Here is a 17,698-nt window from a genome sequence, read left to right on the forward strand (position 1 = left end):
AGGTGAAAACCTTGGAAAACCTTACCCTAAATCACTTAATTTCGCGGAAAAACCCTTTCGGCAACGGCCTGTTGTGTTGATCGCTGCGCTAAAGCGGTTCACGCCCTCTGAAGAAAGGCGGAGCCGGCGGTGCCAATTTAGTGCGCTTAACCCTGGCTTGAACCGCTTTGGTGCTTTTTGCCTTGATGCAGGCCTGCCAACCTCCATGGAAAACTTGCAAAGCGCGGTGGACACCCTCGTCCACAGCTCCAATACCTTGTTCATTCTGATTGGCGCGGTCATGGTGCTGGCCATGCACGCCGGCTTTGCCTTCCTTGAAGTTGGCACGGTACGGCAGAAGAACCAAGTCAACGCCTTGTCGAAAATCCTCAGTGATTTCGCGATTTCAACGCTGGCCTATTTCTTTATAGGCTATTGGATCTCCTACGGTGTGAGCTTCCTGCAACCGGCCGCGGTGATCAGCGCCGATCATGGCTACGGCCTGGTGAAGTTTTTCTTCCTGCTGACGTTTGCCGCGGCGATTCCGGCAATTATTTCCGGCGGGATTGCCGAGCGTGCGAAGTTTGCCCCGCAGCTGTGTGCCACCGCGCTGATCGTGGCGTTTATCTACCCGTTCTTCGAAGGCCTGGTATGGAACGGCAACCTTGGCCTGCAAGCATGGCTGCTCGCAACCTTTGGCGCCAGCTTCCACGACTTTGCCGGTTCCGTGGTGGTTCACGCCATGGGCGGCTGGCTGGCGCTGGCGGCGGTGTTGCTGCTGGGCCCGCGCAATGGGCGTTATCGTGAAGGGCGCCTGGTGGCGTTTGCGCCGTCGAGCATTCCTTTCCTGGCGCTGGGCTCGTGGATTCTGATCGTGGGCTGGTTCGGCTTTAACGTGATGAGCGCGCAAACCCTCAATGGCGTCAGTGGTCTGGTGGCCGTCAATTCGCTGATGGCCATGGTCGGCGGCACCGTGGCTGCCCTGGTAATTGGCCGTAACGATCCCGGTTTTCTGCACAACGGTCCTTTGGCCGGGTTGGTGGCAATCTGCGCCGGTTCCGACCTGATGCATCCGGTGGGCGCGCTGGTCACGGGCGTGGTCGCTGGCGGCTTGTTCGTGGGGTGCTTTATCGCTGCCCAGGTGCGCTGGAAGATCGACGACGTGCTGGGCGTGTGGCCGTTGCATGGCTTGTGTGGCGTGTGGGGCGGCATTGCCTGCGGCATCTTCGGGCAGGCTGCCCTGGGTGGACTGGGCGGCGTGAGCCTGATCAGCCAGTTGATCGGCACCGGGCTGGGCGTGGCGGTAGCATTTGGCGGCGGCTTGCTGGTGTACGGCGTGATCAAGCGCGTGCAAGGGCTGCGCTTGAGCCAGGAACAGGAGTATTACGGTGCGGACCTGTCGATCCACAAGATCGGCGCGGTCAGTCAGGACTGATCGGCGCGTCTTCGTCAGTGTGTGGCGGTGGGTAGAAACCGTGCAGCAGGCGATAGTGGTTGCGCCGTACTTCATTCACTCGCGCCTGCACCTGTTGGTCCGGCAGGCCCAGCAGGATCAGGGCGTGGGCGGCGAGCATCAGGCTCGACTCCAGCAACTCGGGCACCACCTCGCTGGCGCCCGCGGCCTTGAGTTCAGCCAACTGGCTGTCATCGCGTGTGCGCACCAGGATCGGCACGTCTGGGTTGATCTGCCGCGCCTCCTTGAGCACCACCAGGGCGACATCGCTGTTGTCCACCGCGATCACCGCCAACCGCGCCCGTTCCAGGCCGACGGCGCTGAGCAATGCACCACGGCGGCAGTCGCCGTAATGCACACTGCTGTCCTCGGCGGCGGCTTCCTGCACCCGTTCGGGGTCATCATCCAGGGCGATAAAAGCCTGTTGTTCGCGGCGCATAAAGCGCCCGATGGACTGGCCTACCCGGCCATACCCGCAAATCACCACGTGTCCGTGCAATTGAGCGTTGAGCGCGGTGATGTGTTCCAGTTGCACTTGCTGGTTGGGCTTGCGATGCAGGCGCAGCGCGATGGCCGGTGCCGCACGTAACAGCAGCGGTGTCAGCAGCATCGAGCAGAAGGTGGCAGCCAGTAGCAGGCCGTTGAACTCATCGGGAATCAACCGGCTCTGCTGCATCTGCGCCATCAGCGCAAAACAAAACTCGCCGCCCTGGGCCAGCGCCAGACCGCTGCGCCAGGCTGTTTCGGTGTCACTGTTACGCCACTTGACCAGCGCCGCGACGACGCTGCCTTTGACCAGCATCAGCGTGAGCGTCAGGCCGAGGATCAACAGGCTGTGGCTGACGAACAACTGCAGATCGATGAGCATGCCGATGCTGACAAAAAACAGCCCCAGCAGGATGTCGCGAAACGGGCGGATATCGGCTTCGATCTGGTGTCGGTAATGACTTTCCCCCAGCAGCATGCCGGCCAGGAATGCACCGAGGGCAGGGGACAGGCCCAGCAGGTGGGTGAGCCAAGCGGTGAGCAAGACAATCACCAGCGCCAGCAGCACAAACAGTTCCGCCGAATGAGACGCGGCGACTTCACGGAACAGGCGCGGCAGCAACCAGCGGCTGGCGAACAACAGGCCCACGAACAGCACCACGGTCTTGCCCAAGGTCAGCGGCAGCGCCCAGTACCAGGCTTGGTCGCTGCTGCCGGCAAATACCGGTACCAATGTCAGCAGCAACACCGCTACGACATCCTGGAACAGCAACACGCCGATCGCATTCTGCCCATGACTGCTGAAGACTTCACCCAGGCTGGTCAACTCCTTGCTGACAATGGCGGTGGACGATAACGCCAGCCCTGCGCCAAGTAACAACGCGACGCCAGGTGCGAGGCCAAAGCTCATCAATAACGCGCCCAGCAATGCCCCGCACCCCAGCACTTGCAGGCTGCCCAGGCCAAATACCACGCTGCGCAGCGCCAACATTCTCGACAGGGAAAACTCAAGCCCCAGGGAAAACAGCAGGAACACCACACCCATCTCGGCCAGGTCCGGCAGGTCTTCGTTGTCATTGACCCAGTCCAGCGCGGTGGGGCCCACTGCCAGGCCTACGCACAGGTAGCCCAGCACGGGCGGCAGCTGCAGCCGGCGAAACAGTGCAATCACCACCAGGGATGAGGCCAGAATAATCAGCAGGTTGGCGAACACAGGCATCTCCGTTGCGGGGCGAGCGGCAAAAAGCCGCAAGAATCGCTGAATCAGTTATAGGCCATGGTGATCTGGATCAGGCTTTTTGCACCGTAGGAGCGAGCTTGCTCGCGAAAAACGTCAACGATAACGCGGGGTTCCTGAGTGAACGCGGCGCGCGGGAGTTTTTCGCGAGCAAGCTCGCTCCTACAGGGGCTTGTTGGGATTAGAATGGACGTTCGTTTCTTGTTCGAGTCTTTTCATCATGCTTCCTGAATGCCAGCTGTTCGGCACCCTGGGTTGCCATCTGTGTGAGATTGCCGAAGCCGAAGTCATGCCGCTCGTCGAGCACGGGTTGTTGGTGGAGTTGGTGGATATCGCCGATCCGGAGGACCTGACAGACGTCTACGGCCTGCGGATTCCGGTGCTTCGCCGCACGGACACCGGGGCGGAACTGGACTGGCCGTTCGACACCGCGCAGGTGGTTACCTTCCTGCGCTGAGATTTATGCGATGGCGGCTTTCCAAATATTAAGTTACTGTATATTCGTACAGCGATTGAATAGAGGGAACGCCCGTGGTGAATGTTGAACAACTTAAAAGCAGCGTCAATCGCATGTCCGCCGATGTGGTGCGTGACGCGGTGAACGAACTGCGCCTCGATGGCCTGGTCACGGAAGGCAAGACGCCGTTTAACAAAGTGCATTTCAACACCTGCTTCGCGGAAATCGAGGCGCTGTTCCAGCGCGCCGGTTATCACAAGCAGCTGGATGTGGTGGGTTATCAGGGGTTGCTCTACGCGTTGTATGACCCGGGTCGTTGGGAAGCGGTGGACGTGCTGCGCTGGCTCAAGGAATTCACCGAGGCGGCAAGCGCCTCGCCGGTGCTGCGAGCTCAACTGGCCAAGGCCTGAGATAGGCCCTAGGCAATCGCGCGCCATGGGCGATAATGCCCGCCTGTTTTCCAGGCTTTGAGCGTCGGCATGTCCACTTCCATTTTTTCCCCCTCCCAGCACCAAGCCAGCACCCTGTACTTGCCGCCGGGCTCCTGGGTGACGGTGCTCGATTGCCTGTGCGCACACTTTCCGGCCATCGGCCGCGAACAATGGTTGGACCGCATTGCCCGCGGCCGGGTGCTGGATGTCAATGGCAGCCCGATCAGCCTGGGCCTGGGCTACAAGGAAGGCTTGTGCATCTATTACTTTCGCGAAGTGCCCAACGAGAAAGTGATTCCGGTGCTGGAAAACATCCTGTACGCGGATGAGCACCTGGTGGTGGCGGACAAACCGCATTTCCTGCCAGTGACACCCGCTGGCGAGTACGTCGAGCACACCTTGTTGCGACGCTTGATCCGGCGCCTGGACAATCCCGCCCTGGTGCCCCTGCATCGCATCGACCGACATACGGCGGGGTTGGTGCTGTTCTCCGCCAACCCGCACAGCCGTTCGGCCTATCAGCAATTGTTTCCCACGCGACGTATCGACAAATTCTATGAAGCCATCGCTCCGGCCTTGCCGCACCTCAGCTTCCCGTTGGTGCACAAAAGCCGTTTGGTGGATGGCGAACCTTTCTTTCGCATGCAGGAAGGGCCGGGTGCCAGCAACACCGAGACGGCGGTAGAGGTGCGCGAGAAAAACGCTGATCTATGGCGCTACGGCCTGTTCCCGGTGACCGGCAAGAAGCACCAGCTGCGCGTGCATATGACGGCGCTCGGGGCGAGCATCTGTAATGACCCGTTCTACCCCGAAGTGATCAAGGATGCCGAGGACGATTACGCCAAGCCACTCAAGCTACTGGCCCAGGGCGTGCGCTTTATCGACCCGGTAAGCGGTGAACAACGCAGCTTTCGCAGCCAGATCACCCTGGACTGGTAAACCCCAGGAACAACAAGGCCCGCGCTAGGCGGGCCTTGTGTGCAAGCGCTGAGGCTTACAGGTCTTTAACGGTGCGAACCTGATCTTTATTGATACGGGTGTGCTTGCCGTCCAGTTGTTCGAATTCGTAGAAGCCCGAATCTTCATCGTACTTCGGGGTGTCGACGGCCTGGATTTCGCGACCGTCATTCAGGGTGATCACTGTTGGCGAAGCGCAACCGGCGAGGGTGGCGAGGCCCAGTGCAAGCATGAGAGCGGCGATGGTCCGTTGAGTCATGAGTTTGTCTCCGAGAGAATACTTTTAAATTGCTGACCTTGTGACGTACGGGACGCCGGCAAAGTTCCTTGTGCAGGGTTCATTCTGACATGCCAGCCCCGGGGTGCAACAGCTCGGGCGTATTAAGATTGGCCAGGCGCGGGTCATCGGCCGGACATTCCAGCGCCACGGCACCCAGTTGCAGCCACAGCTTGCGCGGGCTGCGCTCCCCCGCTTGCCACGCCTGTTCCACCTGGTTTTTCAGGCGAGTGGGGATGACGCACAGCAAGGGTTCCCAGAAGTCACCCTGGCGCACCATCACCGGTAGCTGCCGATTGCGTCGTGCGGTCGCACGCAGGTCGGCGAGCAGTCGCGCATCGATCTGCGGCACATCGCAAGGCAATATCAGCAGATGCTCATGGCGTGCGGCGAAGAGTCCTGCACGGATACCTGCCAGCGGGCCGGGGAAGTCCGGGTTGTCATCGCTCACCTGTTGGTCGGCATAGAGCGCGTAGCGTTCATGGTTGCGGTTGCACGAGATGATCAGGTCATCGGTGAGCGGCCGGGCCAACTGGTGCAGGTGGGCGATCAAGGGCTGACCTTGCCATTCCAGCAGCCCTTTGTCCTGCCCGCCCATGCGTTGGCCGCGACCACCGGCCAGCAACAGGATCGAACACGGCAGGGAAGAAAATTCAAACGTCATGGTGGTTGCGCTGCGGCAGGGAAACAGGGGCCTGTGATATAACATCGGGCTGTTCCTTCGACAACCGGACCGTGCCATGAAAGCCAAGGCCGATGCGCCCTTTGTACCCCTGAATATTGCTGTATTGACGGTCAGCGACACCCGCACCCTGGAGACCGACACCTCCGGCCAGGTCTTCGTCGATCGTCTTGCCGCCGCCGGCCACCGCCTGGCCGAGCGCGTGCTGCTCAAGGACGACCTTTACAAGATTCGCGCCCAGGTGGCCCACTGGATCGCCGAAGACGTGGTGCAGGTGGTGCTGATTACCGGCGGCACCGGCTTCACCGGTCGCGACAGTACCCCTGAAGCAGTGAGCTGCCTGCTCGACAAGCAGGTCGATGGTTTTGGCGAGCTGTTCCGCCAGATCTCCGTGGCCGATATCGGCACCTCCACCGTGCAATCGCGCGCCTTGGCGGGGTTGGCCAATGGCACTCTTGTGTGCTGCCTGCCAGGGTCCACCAATGCCGTGCGCACCGGTTGGGACGGCATCCTCGCCGAGCAGTTGGATAACCGTCACCGCCCATGCAACTTCGTTCCGCATCTGAAGCTGGCCGAACCTTGTGAATCCCGTGGATAAGCCCGGCAAGACCGGCGTCCTGATGCCGGTGGAAGCAGCCCTGCAGCGTTTGCTCGACATGGCAGCCGCCGCGCCGATCCGCGAGCAGGAAGTACTGCCTCTGGCTGAGTGTGATGGCCGGGTATTGGCCCTGGACCTGATCTCCACACTCGACCTGCCACCGTGGCCCAACAGTGCCATGGACGGCTACGCCGTGCGCCTGGCGGATTGGACCGGCGAGCCCTTGGTGGTGAGCCAGCGGATTTTCGCCGGCACTGCCCCTGAACCCTTGGCGGCCGGCACCTGTGCACGCATCTTTACCGGCGCGCCGGTGCCCCAAGGCGCTGACTGCGTGCAGATGCAGGAAAACGCCGTGGTGCATACCGACCAGCGCGTGAGTTTCACCGAGCCATTGCAGATGGGCGACAACATCCGGCCTCAGGGCCAAGAGACCACGGTCGGCGAGACCGTACTCAGTGCCGGCACCCGCCTGGGCCCTATCGAACTCGGTTTGGCCGCGTCTCTTGGACGTGATCGACTCGAGGTGGTGCGGCGCGTACGCGTGGCCGTGTTGTCGACCGGCGACGAACTGATCGAGCCAGGGTTGCCGCTCGGCCCTGGGCAGATCTACAACAGCAACCGTCGCGTGCTGTGCAGTTGGCTGGTGCGCATGGGCTGCGAAGTGATTGATGCCGGGATTCTACCGGATGATCTGGAACAGACCCGCGCGCGCCTGGCGGGGCTGGGCAGCGTTGACCTGATCCTCTCGACCGGCGGTGTGTCGGTGGGCGAAGCGGACTTCCTTGGCATTGCCTTACGGGAAGAGGGTGAGCTGGCGCTGTGGAAGCTGGCGATCAAACCGGGCAAGCCGCTGACCTTCGGGCATTTTCGTGGCGTGCCGGTGATCGGCCTGCCGGGAAACCCGGCCTCGACCCTGGTGACTTTTGCGCTGCTGGCGCGCCCGTATCTGCTGCGCCGTCAAGGGGTGCAGGAGGTGCAGCCGCTGCGCTTCGAAGTGCCGGCAGGGTTCGTCTGGCCCAAGCCCGGCAACCGCCGCGAGTACCTGCGCGGGCGGATCGAACAGGGCAAGGCGATCATCTACCGCAACCAAAGCTCCGGGGTGCTGCGCAGTGCGGCGTGGGCTGAAGGCTTTGTGGAGGTGCTGGAAGGGACCACGCTGGCCATCGGCGACCGGGTCAACTTCATTCCTTTGAGCGAAGTCCTTAACTGACCGCGCGCTAAAAATGTGGGAGCTGGTTGGCCTGCGATAGCCATAGGTATTTACACAACCTCTGAACGACGCAAAACCTGTGGCGAGGGAGCTCGCTCCCGTGACGACCGACCAGCCGACGCTTATTTACCTGCCGCCCCGCGCTCCCACATTTGGATCGTGGTGCGTCAGGGAGATTTGCGTCGGTTGGTAGGCCGTCACGGGAGCAAGCTCCCTCGCCACAGATCCAGCGTCGCGCCGAAGTTGTGTAGGTACCGATGGCTATCGCAGCCAAGCAGGCTCTCACATTTGGATGTGTATGTGCCCTATGAGCAATCAGTAATCGTCACCCTGCTCAGTGACATCCCGCTCCACCGGCCCCGCCTCCGGGTCGTAGCCGGCCGGGAACTTGCCCTTCAACGTCCAGGCAAACGCAATGATCTCGGCAATCGTGCGGTACAACTCTTCCGGAATGCTGTCCCCCAGTTCCATGCGCGCCAGCAGCTTCACCAACTCGGCGTTTTCATAGATCGGTACTTCATTCTCCCGTGCCAGCTTGAGGATGGCTTCGGCCAGGGCATCATCGCCTTTGGCTGTCAGAGTAGGGGCCTGTTGGCCGTCGTACTTGAGGGCGATGGCCTGGCGGGGCGGGTCGGCGTTTTTCATGCGGTTTCGTCCACCCAGCGTTGCTCCAGTCCGGTTTTTGGCCCGCGTGGCGGGGTGCCCAGATGGCAATCCAGGTCGCCGACGTTGAGCCCGGATGAGACCAGGCGCTCACGCAGGTTGCCCAAGTGGCTTTCGATCAGGCTGGCCGTGAAAGGGCGGCTGGCCCATAGCTGGCTGGACAGTTTGCCCTGAGACAGCTGCGCCTGAACTTGCAACGGCCCCAGCGGCTCCATGTCAAAGGCCAGTTCGACGCGCCAAAGCATTTGTTTCGGGTCTTTTTTATCCTTGCGCTCGGGCTGGTCCTTGTCTGGCGCGGGCTCCTCGCGTTGGAACTTGACCTGCAACGGCACGATGTCTTGCAGGGTGCGCATGGGAATCTCCAACTGCCAGGTCGTTTGCAGGCGTCCGTCGGCGGTGGTGCCGGTCTGTTCCAGGCTCGACAGTTGATGGCTCTGCAAGCGCGAGATCGCCCCGGCGGCCAGGCGTAGCAGGTTTTCCAGGTCGCCTTCACCTTCCAGTTTTGCCATCAGTCTTTCGGGCAGCGGGAAGCCGGCGGGTATCTGCCGGGCGCCGACCTGGCCGAGGGTGTTCAGCGGGCTGCGCACAAAGTGCGGCAACACCTGGGCCAGGGTATTGGCGGCGAGGATCGCATTCAGGTTGGTGCTGGCGGGCAGGGCGGGCAGCAGGTCTGCGACCAGGCGTAACAGCGCGCCTTTCATGTCCAACGGTGGGATTTGCGGGTTCTGGCCGGCGAGCAGTTTGGCTTCCAGAAAGGCGCCGCTGTTCTGCACTACCTGGGCCAGCACCTTGGGATTGCTGACCTGTGCCAGATCGGGCAAGGCCGCCAACAATCGCTCGGCGGCGGCCCGCAGTTCGGCCGATGTGCTGTCGCCACGGGGCAGGTTTTGCAAGGCGGTGAACACCGCATCCAGCGAGCCTTGGCGACTTTGCTGAGTGGCAAGTTGCTGCGTCACGGCCAGTTGGTCCTTCAGGCCGCTTAGCGGTACGAAGTTCAGGGTCTGCGCGTTCTGCACCACAGCACTGAGCAAGCTGCCCACCCTTAGCGGTTGAGGGCTTTCCAAGGTCAGGGTGGCACCGGCCAGGGCGTTATTGAGCACACTCACCAGCGAGCGATAGATCGCCGGTTGTGCCGTGCCCTGGGGCAGCATCTGCGTGGTCAGCACCTTGGCTTGCAACAACGTACCCACCGGCATCTGGTGGGTGTCGAGGCGAGTGAGAGCGGCCACGTTGGCACTCATGGCTTGCTGCAAGGTAAGGGCCAGGTTGCCCGCAGGCGTCTGGCTCACCGCCACATTGCTGCCCAGAGGCAAGGGCTGGGCACTGCTGGCCTGCACCAGCGCCTGGCGACCGCCTTCGAGGGTCAGTTTGAGCAGTAACTGAAAGGCCTCGCCGCCTTGTTTAAGCGCGATGACCTCAGCGTTCACGGTTTTCCCCGGGTCGATCAACCCGGCCTGCGGCTCCAGCAGTTTGAGCAATGCGCCGGCCCCAGGCAGCGGAGTGGGCCCGGGTGCGGAGGTTGGCGGCAGTGGAGGAAGGTTGATCTCGCCGGTCATCGTGCGCATCGTCTCTGGGGAAATTGCCCTCTTTAGAGTAGGGCATCGCATGTATAATGCCGCCCGTCTGCAAAGAGAGCGGTAAAAACCTCACAACTATTTGATCCAGCTCTCTAAAATCGGTCGCCAAAGCCGTTATTGTGCATCTCTCTATAACGGCCGCTGCACCGCCGACTTGAACCGTAAAGGCCCGCGATCTTTTGACCAGCCCTCTTCTTGAAGCCGTAGCGCTTGCCTGTGAACGCGACCTGCGCCTGCTGTTCGAGCAACTCGACCTGCGGCTGACGGGTGGGGACATGGTGCAAATCAGTGGCCCCAATGGCAGCGGCAAGACCAGCCTGCTGCGCCTGCTGGCCGGGCTGATGCAGCCGACGGCCGGCGTGGTGCATCTCAACGGCAAGCCCTTGAACGAACAGCGTAGCGAGCTGGCGCGCAACCTGATCTGGATCGGCCACGCCGCCGGCATCAAAGACGTACTCACTGCTGAAGAAAACCTCAGTTGGCTCAGCGCCCTGCATCATCCTGCTTCCCGTGACGCCATCTGGCAGGCCCTGGCCGCGGTGGGCCTCAAGGGCTTTGAGGACGTTCCCTGCCACACCCTGTCCGCCGGCCAGCAGCGCCGCGTGGCCTTGGCCCGCTTGTACTTGCCCAGCCCGCCGTTGTGGATTCTCGACGAACCTTTCACCGCCCTCGACAAACAAGGCGTGGTTCAACTCGAAGCACACCTGGCCCAGCACTGCGAGCAAGGCGGCCTGGTGGTGCTCACCACCCACCACACCTTGGCGCGTATGCCTGCTGGCTACCGTGAGCTGGACCTGGGGCGGTGGTCGCTATGAGTGTGTTCGCCCTGTTGGTCGCCCGCGAAGCCCGGCTGTTGTGCCGTCGCCCCGCCGAACTGGCCAACCCGCTGGTGTTCTTTGCCATCGTGATCGCGCTGTTCCCGCTGGCGGTTGGTCCGGAGACTAAACTGTTGCAAACCTTGTCCCCAGGACTGGTGTGGGTCGCCGCGCTTTTATCGGTTCTGCTCTCGCTGGACGGGCTGTTTCGCAGTGATTTCGAAGACGGTTCCCTGGAGCAGTGGGTCCTTTCGTCGCACCCGTTGCCACTTCTGGTACTGGCCAAGGTGCTGGCACACTGGGTTTTTTCCGGCTTGGCGCTAGTCTTGCTCTCGCCACTGCTTGCCATGATGCTTGGGTTGCCCGTTGAATGCCTGCCGGTGCTGCTCCTGTCTTTGTTACTCGGCACGCCGGTGCTCAGCCTGTTGGGGGCGGTGGGCGCAGCGTTGACCGTCGGCTTGAAACGGGGCGGGCTGTTGCTGGCGCTGTTGATTCTGCCTCTGTATATCCCGGTGTTGATCCTGGGGAGTGGCGCGTTGCAAGCCGCGCTCATGGGCATGCCGGCGACCGGTTATCTCTTGTGGCTGGGTAGCCTGGCCGCCCTGGCGGTAACCCTGACACCTTTTGCTATAGCCGCCGGCCTGAAAATCAGCGTTGGTGAATAATGAGGTCTGACCCGGCGTCAATGACGCTGAGTCAGTAAAGACCCTGAGCTTTTCGCCACGACGAAAAGCACCGTGATGGAAACAGCAATGAACTGGACCTGGTTTCACAAGCTCGGCTCGCCCAAATGGTTTTATGGCATCAGTGGCAAGCTGCTGCCGTGGTTGAGTATCGCCGCCATCCTGCTGATCGGCACCGGCCTGGTCTGGGGCCTGGCCTTTGCGCCGCCGGACTATCAGCAAGGCAACAGCTTTCGCATCATCTATATCCACGTACCTGCCGCGATGCTGGCCCAGTCCTGCTATGTGATGCTGGCGGTGTGCGGTGTCGTCGGCCTGGTATGGAAGATGAAGCTGGCCGATGTAGCCCTGCAATGCGCCGCGCCCATCGGTGCGTGGATGACCGCCGTGGCGCTGGTGACCGGTGCGATCTGGGGCAAGCCGACCTGGGGCTCATGGTGGGTGTGGGATGCGCGCCTGACCTCGATGCTGATCCTGCTGTTCCTGTATTTCGGCCTGATTGCCTTGGGCAACGCCATCAGCAACCGTGACAGCGCCGCCAAGGCTTGCGCGGTGCTGGCGATTGTCGGCGTGATCAACATCCCGATCATCAAGTACTCGGTGGAGTGGTGGAACACCCTGCACCAGGGCGCCACCTTCACCCTCACCGAAAAACCGGCGATGCCCGTGGAAATGTGGGCGCCGTTGCTGCTGATGGTGCTGGGCTTCTACTGTTTCTTCGGCGCCGTATTGCTGCTGCGCATGCGCCTTGAAGTGCTCAAGCGTGAAGCCCGTACCAGTTGGGTAAAGGCCGAAGTGCAAAGCTGCCTGGGAGCACGTGGATGAGTTTTGCTTCTTTCAGTGATTTTCTCGCCATGGGCCACCACGGCCTGTATGTCTGGACGGCCTATGGCATCTGCCTGGCGGTGCTGGCCCTCAACGTCGCCGCGCCGATCCTGGCCCGCAAGCGTTACCTGCAACAAGAGGCGCGACGTCTGCGCCGGGAGACCGAAAAGTGAATCCGCTGCGTAGAAAGCGTCTGTTGATCATCCTTGCCATCCTGGCCGGCGTCGGCATTGCCGTGACCCTGGCCCTGAGTGCCCTGCAGCAGAACATCAACCTGTTCTACACGCCCACCCAGATCGCCAATGGCGAGGCACCGGTCGATACGCGCATCCGCGCTGGCGGCATGGTAGAGCAGGGCTCGTTGAAGCGTTCCGGCGATTCGTTGGACGTGACCTTCGTCGTCACCGATTTCAACAAGGCCGTGACCATCACCTATCGCGGCATCCTCCCGGACCTGTTCCGGGAAGGCCAGGGCATTGTCGCCTTGGGCAAGCTCAACGCCGATGGCGTGGTAGTGGCTGACGAAGTGCTGGCCAAGCACGATGAAAAATACATGCCGCCCGAGGTCACCAAAGCCTTGAAAGACAGCGGCCAAACCGCTCCCGCCACCCAAGTCAAGGAGGGCTGAGCCATGACGTCCGCACTGTTTATTCCGGAGCTGGGCCAGTTGGCGATGATCCTCGCGCTGTGCTTTGCCGTGGTCCAGGCCGTGGTGCCCTTGCTCGGTGCCTGGCGCGGCGACCGCCTGTGGATGAGCCTGGCGCAGCCGGCCGCCTGGGGCCAGTTTGCCTTCTTGCTGTTCGCCTTTGGGTGCCTGACCTACGCCTTCATGACCGACGATTTTTCGGTCGCCTACGTTGCCAACAACTCCAACAGCGCTTTGCCCTGGTACTACAAGTTCAGCGCCGTGTGGGGTGCCCACGAAGGTTCATTGCTGTTGTGGGCCTTGATCCTCGGCGGCTGGACCTTCGCCGTCTCGGTGTTCTCGCGCCAATTGCCGCAAGTGATGCTGGCGAGGGTGCTGGCGGTGATGGGCATGATCAGCATCGGCTTCCTGCTGTTCCTGATCATGACCTCCAACCCGTTCACCCGCATCCTGCCGCAGATCCCGGTGGACGGTCACGACCTCAACCCGTTGCTGCAGGATATCGGCCTGATCGTGCACCCGCCGATGCTCTACATGGGTTATGTGGGGTTCTCCGTGGCCTTCGCGTTTGCCATCGCCGCCTTGCTCGGCGGTCGTCTCGACGCCGCCTGGGCGCGCTGGTCACGGCCATGGACCATCGTTGCCTGGGCCTTCCTAGGTATCGGTATCACCCTGGGCTCATGGTGGGCTTACTACGAACTCGGCTGGGGCGGCTGGTGGTTCTGGGACCCAGTGGAAAACGCCTCCTTCATGCCGTGGCTGGTGGGTACCGCGCTGATTCACTCCCTGGCCGTCACCGAAAAACGTGGCGTGTTCAAGAGCTGGACGGTACTGCTCGCCATCGCGGCGTTTTCTCTCAGCCTGCTCGGCACTTTCCTGGTGCGCTCGGGCGTGCTGACCTCGGTGCATGCGTTTGCCTCAGACCCTGAGCGCGGCGTGTTCATCCTGATCTTCCTGCTGTTTGTCGTCGGCGGCTCGCTCACCCTGTTTGCCTTGCGCGCGCCGGTGGTCAAAAGCCAGGTCGGTTTCAACCTGTGGTCGCGGGAAACCCTGTTGTTGGGCAATAACCTGGTGCTGGTGGTAGCCGCGTCGATGATCCTGCTCGGCACCCTCTACCCGCTGGTGCTGGACGCCTTGAGCGGCGCCAAGCTGTCCGTGGGGCCGCCGTACTTCAATGCGTTGTTCATCCCGCTGATGGGCCTGTTGATGGTGGTGATGGCGGTCGGCGTGCTGGTGCGCTGGAAAGACACCCCGGTGAAATGGCTGGTGGGCATGCTGATGCCGGTGCTGCTCGGCAGCGTGGCCCTGGCGGTGATCGCCGGTTTCGCCTACGGCGACTTCAATTGGGCGGTACTCGCGACGTTCCTGCTGGCAGCCTGGGTGTTGCTCGCGGGGGCGCGGGACATCGTCGACAAGACGCGCCACAAAGGCCTGATCAAAGGCCTGCCCACTCTGACCCGCAGCTATTGGGGCATGCAGATCGCCCACATTGGTATTGCGGTGTGCGCCCTTGGGGTGGTGCTGTCCAGCCAGAACAGCGCCGAGCGCGACCTGCGCCTGGCGCCGGGCGAGTCCATGGACCTGGCCGGTTACCACTTCATCTTCGAAGGTGCCAAGCACTTCGAAGGGCCGAACTTCACCTCCGACAAAGGCACGGTGCGCGTAGTGCGCAATGGCAAGGAAATCGCCGTGCTGCACCCGGAGAAACGCCTGTACACCGTGCAAAGTTCGATGATGACCGAGGCTGGGATCGACGCCGGTTTCACCCGTGACCTGTATGTGGCCCTCGGTGAACCCTTGGGCGACGGGGCCTGGGCCGTGCGCGTGCATGTCAAACCCTTCGTGCGCTGGATCTGGTTCGGCGGTTTGCTCACCGGGTTCGGCGGGTTGCTCGCAGCGCTGGACCGGCGCTATCGGGTCAAGGTCAAGAGCCGGGTGCGTGAAGCGCTTGGCCTTTCGGGAGCTGCGGTATGAAGCGTTGGTTGATGGTTGTGCCGCTGGCGTTGTTCCTGCTGGTGGCGGTGTTCCTGTATCGCGGGTTGTACCTGGACCCTGCCGAGCTGCCTTCGGCGATGATCGGCAAGCCGTTCCCCGCCTTCAACCTGCCAACGGTGCAGGGTGACAAGACCCTGACCCAGGCAGACTTGCAGGGCAAGCCGGCCCTGGTCAACGTGTGGGCCACCTGGTGCATCTCTTGCCGCGTCGAACACCCGGTGCTGAACAAGTTGGCCGAGAAGGGCGTGGTGATCTACGGCATCAACTACAAGGACGACAATGCGGCGGCCGTGAAGTGGTTGGCGGAATTTCATAACCCGTACCAGCTGGATATCCGCGACGAAGACGGCAACCTGGGATTGAACCTGGGTGTGTACGGCGCGCCGGAAACTTTCTTCATCGACGCCAAAGGTGTGATCCGCGACAAGTACGTCGGCGTGATCGACGAAACGGTGTGGCGTGAGCAACTGGCCGCCAAGTACCAGGCCCTGGTCGATGAGGCCAAGCCATGAAGCGTTGGTTGACCGCTGCCGTTTTAGCCCTGGGCCTGGCCGGCGTGGCCCACGCCGCCATCGACACCTATGAATTCGCCAACGACGCGCAGCGTGAGCGTTTCCGCGACCTGACCAAGGAACTGCGCTGCCCCAAATGCCAGAATCAGGACATCGCCGACTCCAACGCCCCGATCGCCACCGACCTGCGCAGAGAGATTTTCCGCATGCTGGGGGAGGGCAAGGACGACCAGCAGATCATCGACTTCATGGTCGACCGCTACGGTGATTTCGTACGCTACAAACCGGCACTCACCGGCAAGACCGCGCTGCTGTGGTTTGGCCCGGCCGGGCTGCTGCTGGCCGGTGTGGTGGTGATGGCCGTGATCGTGCGTCGGCGCCGTGTCGCACCGATTGATGGCGCCGATGCGCTGTCCCCTGAAGAGCGTAAACGCCTCGACCAATTGCTGGACACCAAGACTGATGATTGATTTCTGGCTCGCAGCCGGTTTGCTGCTACTGATTGCCCTGAGTTTCCTGTTGATCCCTGTGTTGCGTGGCCGTCGTGCCCAGCGTGAAGAGGATCGCACCGCGTTGAACGTGGCGCTGTACCAGGAACGCGTCGCCGAGCTGCAAGCGCAGCAGGACGAAGGTGTGTTGAATACCGCGCAACTTGATACCGGCCGCGCCGAAGCGGCCCGCGAGTTGCTGGCCGACACCGAAGGTGTGGAAAAACCCCGCGAATCGCGGTTAGGCAAACCGCTGCCGTTTTTGGCGGCGTTTCTGGTGCCTGTGCTGGGCGTGGCGCTGTACCTGCATTATGGCGCGAGCGACAAGGTTGAACTGACCCGTGAGTTTTCCCAACCGCCGGTGTCCATGGCCGACATGACCCGTCGCCTGGAACGCGCCGCCGCTGCACAACCGGATTCGGCAGAAGGTTTGTACTTCCTTGGGCGCGCCTATATGGCCCAGGACCGTGCCGGCGATGCCGCCAAAGTCTTTGAACGTACGGTTGCGTTGGCCGGGCGCCAACCGGAACTGCTCGGGCAATGGGCCCAGGCGCAGTACTTTGCTGACAACAAACAATGGTCGCCTCAGGTTCAGGCGCTGACCGACGAAGCCTTGAAGCTCGATCCCAAGGAAGTCACCAGTCTTGGCCTGTTGGGTATCGCTGCCTTTGAGGGCCAGCGTTATCAGGAAGCCATCGACTACTGGAACCGCCTGCTCGCGCAACTGCCGCCAGAAGACAATTCCCGTGTCGCCCTGCAAGGCGGGATTGATCGCGCGGCAGAGAAGCTCAAGGAGAGCGGTGGCAGCGTCGCCCAGGCGCCCAAGGCGCTACTGACCGTGCGGGTGGACTTATCTGCCGAAGTGAAGGCCAACGTCCTGCCAGGCGACAGCGTGTTCATCTTTGCCCGCGCCGTAAACGGCCCCCCGGCGCCCTTGGCTGCCAAGCGTGTTACCGTCGACGCATTGCCGGTCACCGTCGAACTGGGCGATGCCGACGCGATGATGCCGCAGTTGAAACTGTCCAACTTCCCCGAAGTCCAACTGGTTGCGCGCATATCCCGGGCCGGCCAACCGACCACTGGCGAATGGATCGGCCGCAGCCAACCGTTGGGCAGCAGCACCACTGCGTTGCAGCAACTGACCATCGACACTCCGGACCAGTAATTCTGAGGACACACCCATGACCGCATTTGCACGCATCACCTTGCTCAGCCTGGTACTCGGCCTGAGCGCCTGTGCGGTCCACCGCCCACCTCCGGCGCCGACCGGCCCGACTATTCCACCGTCTGGCCCCTCGACCCAGCCGAACACCAAGCCCAGCACCAAACCTTCCGGCCCGGTGACGCCACCGGCCAAACCCCTGCCAAGCAAGTCGCCGACCTTTGCTCCACCGCCGGGCGCCGCCAGCCACTGGGACGGCAAGATGCAGGTGTACGTGCTCGACGATCAGCCTGATACCTTCTACCGCCAGCGCACTTACTACCGTTGGAGCAACGGCTGGAGCCGCTCCATCAGCCCCAACGGGCCATGGGAAGAGACCAACGTGCAAGGCGTGCCGCCGGGGTTGAGCAAGCAATACGCGCAATGACAAAAGGCGGCCTGAGGGTTAATGCCAGTCAGTTAAGACAGAATCGGTAACTGTGGCGAGGGAGCTTGCTCCCGCTGGGGCGCGAAGCGGCCCCAAAAATGGGACTGCTACGCAGTCCAGCGGGAGCAAGCTCCCACG

The 17,698-nt window shown here is 62.1% G+C and carries 21 protein-coding genes; 16 read left to right on the forward strand and 5 right to left on the reverse strand.

What is annotated here, in order from left to right; genetic code table 11:
* The first annotated feature begins 205 nt into the window (after positions 1–205).
* Positions 206–1,414, forward strand: a complete 1,209-nt coding sequence (locus ACP7CZ_RS07500) for an ammonium transporter (RefSeq protein ID WP_054920135.1) — start codon at positions 206–208, stop codon at positions 1,412–1,414.
* On the opposite strand, the gene ACP7CZ_RS07505 is transcribed toward ACP7CZ_RS07500, so the two are convergent.
* Positions 1,401–3,137 (reverse strand): cation:proton antiporter, encoded by a 1,737-nt coding sequence (locus ACP7CZ_RS07505; RefSeq protein ID WP_294156476.1) that lies wholly within the window; start codon positions 3,135–3,137, stop codon positions 1,401–1,403. The genes ACP7CZ_RS07500 and ACP7CZ_RS07505 overlap by 14 nt on opposite strands.
* Positions 3,138–3,375: 238 nt before the next feature.
* On the opposite strand from ACP7CZ_RS07505, the gene ACP7CZ_RS07510 reads away from it, so the two are divergent.
* From ACP7CZ_RS07510 to ACP7CZ_RS07520, 3 genes are all read left to right on the forward strand, one after another.
* Entirely contained in the window at positions 3,376–3,612 is a 237-nt protein-coding gene (locus ACP7CZ_RS07510; protein WP_034127166.1) for a glutaredoxin family protein, read from the forward strand.
* A gap of 74 nt (positions 3,613–3,686) precedes the next feature.
* The gene (locus ACP7CZ_RS07515; RefSeq protein ID WP_003189932.1) at positions 3,687–4,022 is read left to right on the forward strand and encodes a hypothetical protein; all 336 of its coding nucleotides are present in this window, start codon (positions 3,687–3,689) and stop codon (positions 4,020–4,022) included.
* A gap of 69 nt (positions 4,023–4,091) precedes the next feature.
* A complete protein-coding gene (locus ACP7CZ_RS07520; protein WP_054897890.1) occupies positions 4,092–4,982 on the forward strand; it encodes a pseudouridine synthase in 891 nt (296 codons plus the stop codon).
* Positions 4,983–5,037: 55 nt separating this feature from the next.
* Here ACP7CZ_RS07520 and ACP7CZ_RS07525 read toward each other — a convergent pair whose 3' ends face one another.
* Together ACP7CZ_RS07525 and mobA are read right to left on the reverse strand one after the other, a co-directional pair.
* Positions 5,038–5,259, reverse strand: coding sequence for a YgdI/YgdR family lipoprotein (locus ACP7CZ_RS07525; protein ID WP_003189935.1), 222 nt, complete (start codon positions 5,257–5,259; stop codon positions 5,038–5,040).
* A gap of 79 nt (positions 5,260–5,338) precedes the next feature.
* Positions 5,339–5,941 carry a molybdenum cofactor guanylyltransferase MobA gene (mobA, locus tag ACP7CZ_RS07530; RefSeq protein WP_054920148.1) on the reverse strand — a complete coding sequence of 201 codons (603 nt, stop codon included), beginning with the start codon at positions 5,939–5,941 and terminating at the stop codon, positions 5,339–5,341.
* A gap of 76 nt (positions 5,942–6,017) precedes the next feature.
* On the opposite strand from mobA, the gene moaB reads away from it, so the two are divergent.
* Complete coding sequence (gene moaB / locus ACP7CZ_RS07535; RefSeq protein WP_034127168.1) at positions 6,018–6,557, forward strand: molybdenum cofactor biosynthesis protein B; 540 nt, start codon at positions 6,018–6,020, stop codon at positions 6,555–6,557.
* Positions 6,541–7,767 (forward strand): molybdopterin molybdotransferase MoeA, encoded by a 1,227-nt coding sequence (gene glp / locus ACP7CZ_RS07540; protein WP_054920129.1) that lies wholly within the window; start codon positions 6,541–6,543, stop codon positions 7,765–7,767. Before moaB ends, glp begins: the two co-directional genes overlap by 17 nt.
* 315 nt (positions 7,768–8,082) lie before the next feature.
* Here the strand turns inward: glp and ACP7CZ_RS07545 are convergent, their stop codons facing one another.
* Together ACP7CZ_RS07545 and ACP7CZ_RS07550 are read right to left on the reverse strand one after the other, a co-directional pair.
* Positions 8,083–8,412, reverse strand: a complete 330-nt coding sequence (locus ACP7CZ_RS07545) for an EscU/YscU/HrcU family type III secretion system export apparatus switch protein (protein ID WP_034127170.1) — start codon at positions 8,410–8,412, stop codon at positions 8,083–8,085.
* Positions 8,409–9,986: a flagellar hook-length control protein FliK gene (locus ACP7CZ_RS07550; protein ID WP_294156514.1), complete on the reverse strand. Its 1,578-nt coding sequence runs from the start codon at positions 9,984–9,986 to the stop codon at positions 8,409–8,411. The genes ACP7CZ_RS07545 and ACP7CZ_RS07550 overlap by 4 nt, the downstream gene beginning before the upstream one ends.
* Before the next feature lie 200 nt (positions 9,987–10,186).
* Between ACP7CZ_RS07550 and ccmA the strand changes: the two genes are divergently transcribed.
* The 10 genes from ccmA to ACP7CZ_RS07600 all read left to right on the forward strand — a co-directional run bounded on the left by ccmA (position 10,187) and on the right by ACP7CZ_RS07600 (position 17,560).
* Positions 10,187–10,822, forward strand: a complete 636-nt coding sequence (gene ccmA / locus ACP7CZ_RS07555; RefSeq protein ID WP_057976690.1) for a cytochrome c biogenesis heme-transporting ATPase CcmA — start codon at positions 10,187–10,189, stop codon at positions 10,820–10,822.
* Positions 10,819–11,487 carry a heme exporter protein CcmB gene (gene ccmB / locus ACP7CZ_RS07560; protein WP_054920124.1) on the forward strand — a complete coding sequence of 223 codons (669 nt, stop codon included), beginning with the start codon at positions 10,819–10,821 and terminating at the stop codon, positions 11,485–11,487. The genes ccmA and ccmB overlap by 4 nt, the downstream gene beginning before the upstream one ends.
* A gap of 87 nt (positions 11,488–11,574) precedes the next feature.
* Positions 11,575–12,330 (forward strand): heme ABC transporter permease, encoded by a 756-nt coding sequence (locus ACP7CZ_RS07565; RefSeq protein WP_072448155.1) that lies wholly within the window; start codon positions 11,575–11,577, stop codon positions 12,328–12,330.
* Positions 12,327–12,503 (forward strand): heme exporter protein CcmD, encoded by a 177-nt coding sequence (ccmD, locus tag ACP7CZ_RS07570; protein WP_003172771.1) that lies wholly within the window; start codon positions 12,327–12,329, stop codon positions 12,501–12,503. Before ACP7CZ_RS07565 ends, ccmD begins: the two co-directional genes overlap by 4 nt.
* Complete coding sequence (ccmE, locus tag ACP7CZ_RS07575) at positions 12,500–12,958, forward strand: cytochrome c maturation protein CcmE (RefSeq protein ID WP_034127175.1); 459 nt, start codon at positions 12,500–12,502, stop codon at positions 12,956–12,958. The genes ccmD and ccmE overlap by 4 nt, the downstream gene beginning before the upstream one ends.
* Before the next feature lie 3 nt (positions 12,959–12,961).
* Complete coding sequence (locus tag ACP7CZ_RS07580; RefSeq protein ID WP_197884140.1) at positions 12,962–14,950, forward strand: heme lyase CcmF/NrfE family subunit; 1,989 nt, start codon at positions 12,962–12,964, stop codon at positions 14,948–14,950.
* Positions 14,947–15,483, forward strand: coding sequence for a DsbE family thiol:disulfide interchange protein (locus tag ACP7CZ_RS07585; protein WP_054920121.1), 537 nt, complete (start codon positions 14,947–14,949; stop codon positions 15,481–15,483). The genes ACP7CZ_RS07580 and ACP7CZ_RS07585 overlap by 4 nt, the downstream gene beginning before the upstream one ends.
* Positions 15,480–15,953, forward strand: coding sequence for a cytochrome c-type biogenesis protein (locus ACP7CZ_RS07590; RefSeq protein ID WP_020301388.1), 474 nt, complete (start codon positions 15,480–15,482; stop codon positions 15,951–15,953). The genes ACP7CZ_RS07585 and ACP7CZ_RS07590 overlap by 4 nt, the downstream gene beginning before the upstream one ends.
* Positions 15,946–17,136: a c-type cytochrome biogenesis protein CcmI gene (ccmI, locus tag ACP7CZ_RS07595; protein ID WP_198862253.1), complete on the forward strand. Its 1,191-nt coding sequence runs from the start codon at positions 15,946–15,948 to the stop codon at positions 17,134–17,136. The genes ACP7CZ_RS07590 and ccmI overlap by 8 nt, the downstream gene beginning before the upstream one ends.
* 16 nt (positions 17,137–17,152) lie before the next feature.
* Complete coding sequence (locus ACP7CZ_RS07600; protein WP_034127179.1) at positions 17,153–17,560, forward strand: lipoprotein; 408 nt, start codon at positions 17,153–17,155, stop codon at positions 17,558–17,560.
* Positions 17,561–17,698: the final 138 nt, after the last annotated feature.

Origin of the sequence: Pseudomonas sp. DWP2-2, assembly GCF_049897065.1 — a bacterium.
Taxonomy (GTDB): Bacteria; Pseudomonadota; Gammaproteobacteria; order Pseudomonadales; family Pseudomonadaceae; genus Aquipseudomonas; species Aquipseudomonas paracarnis.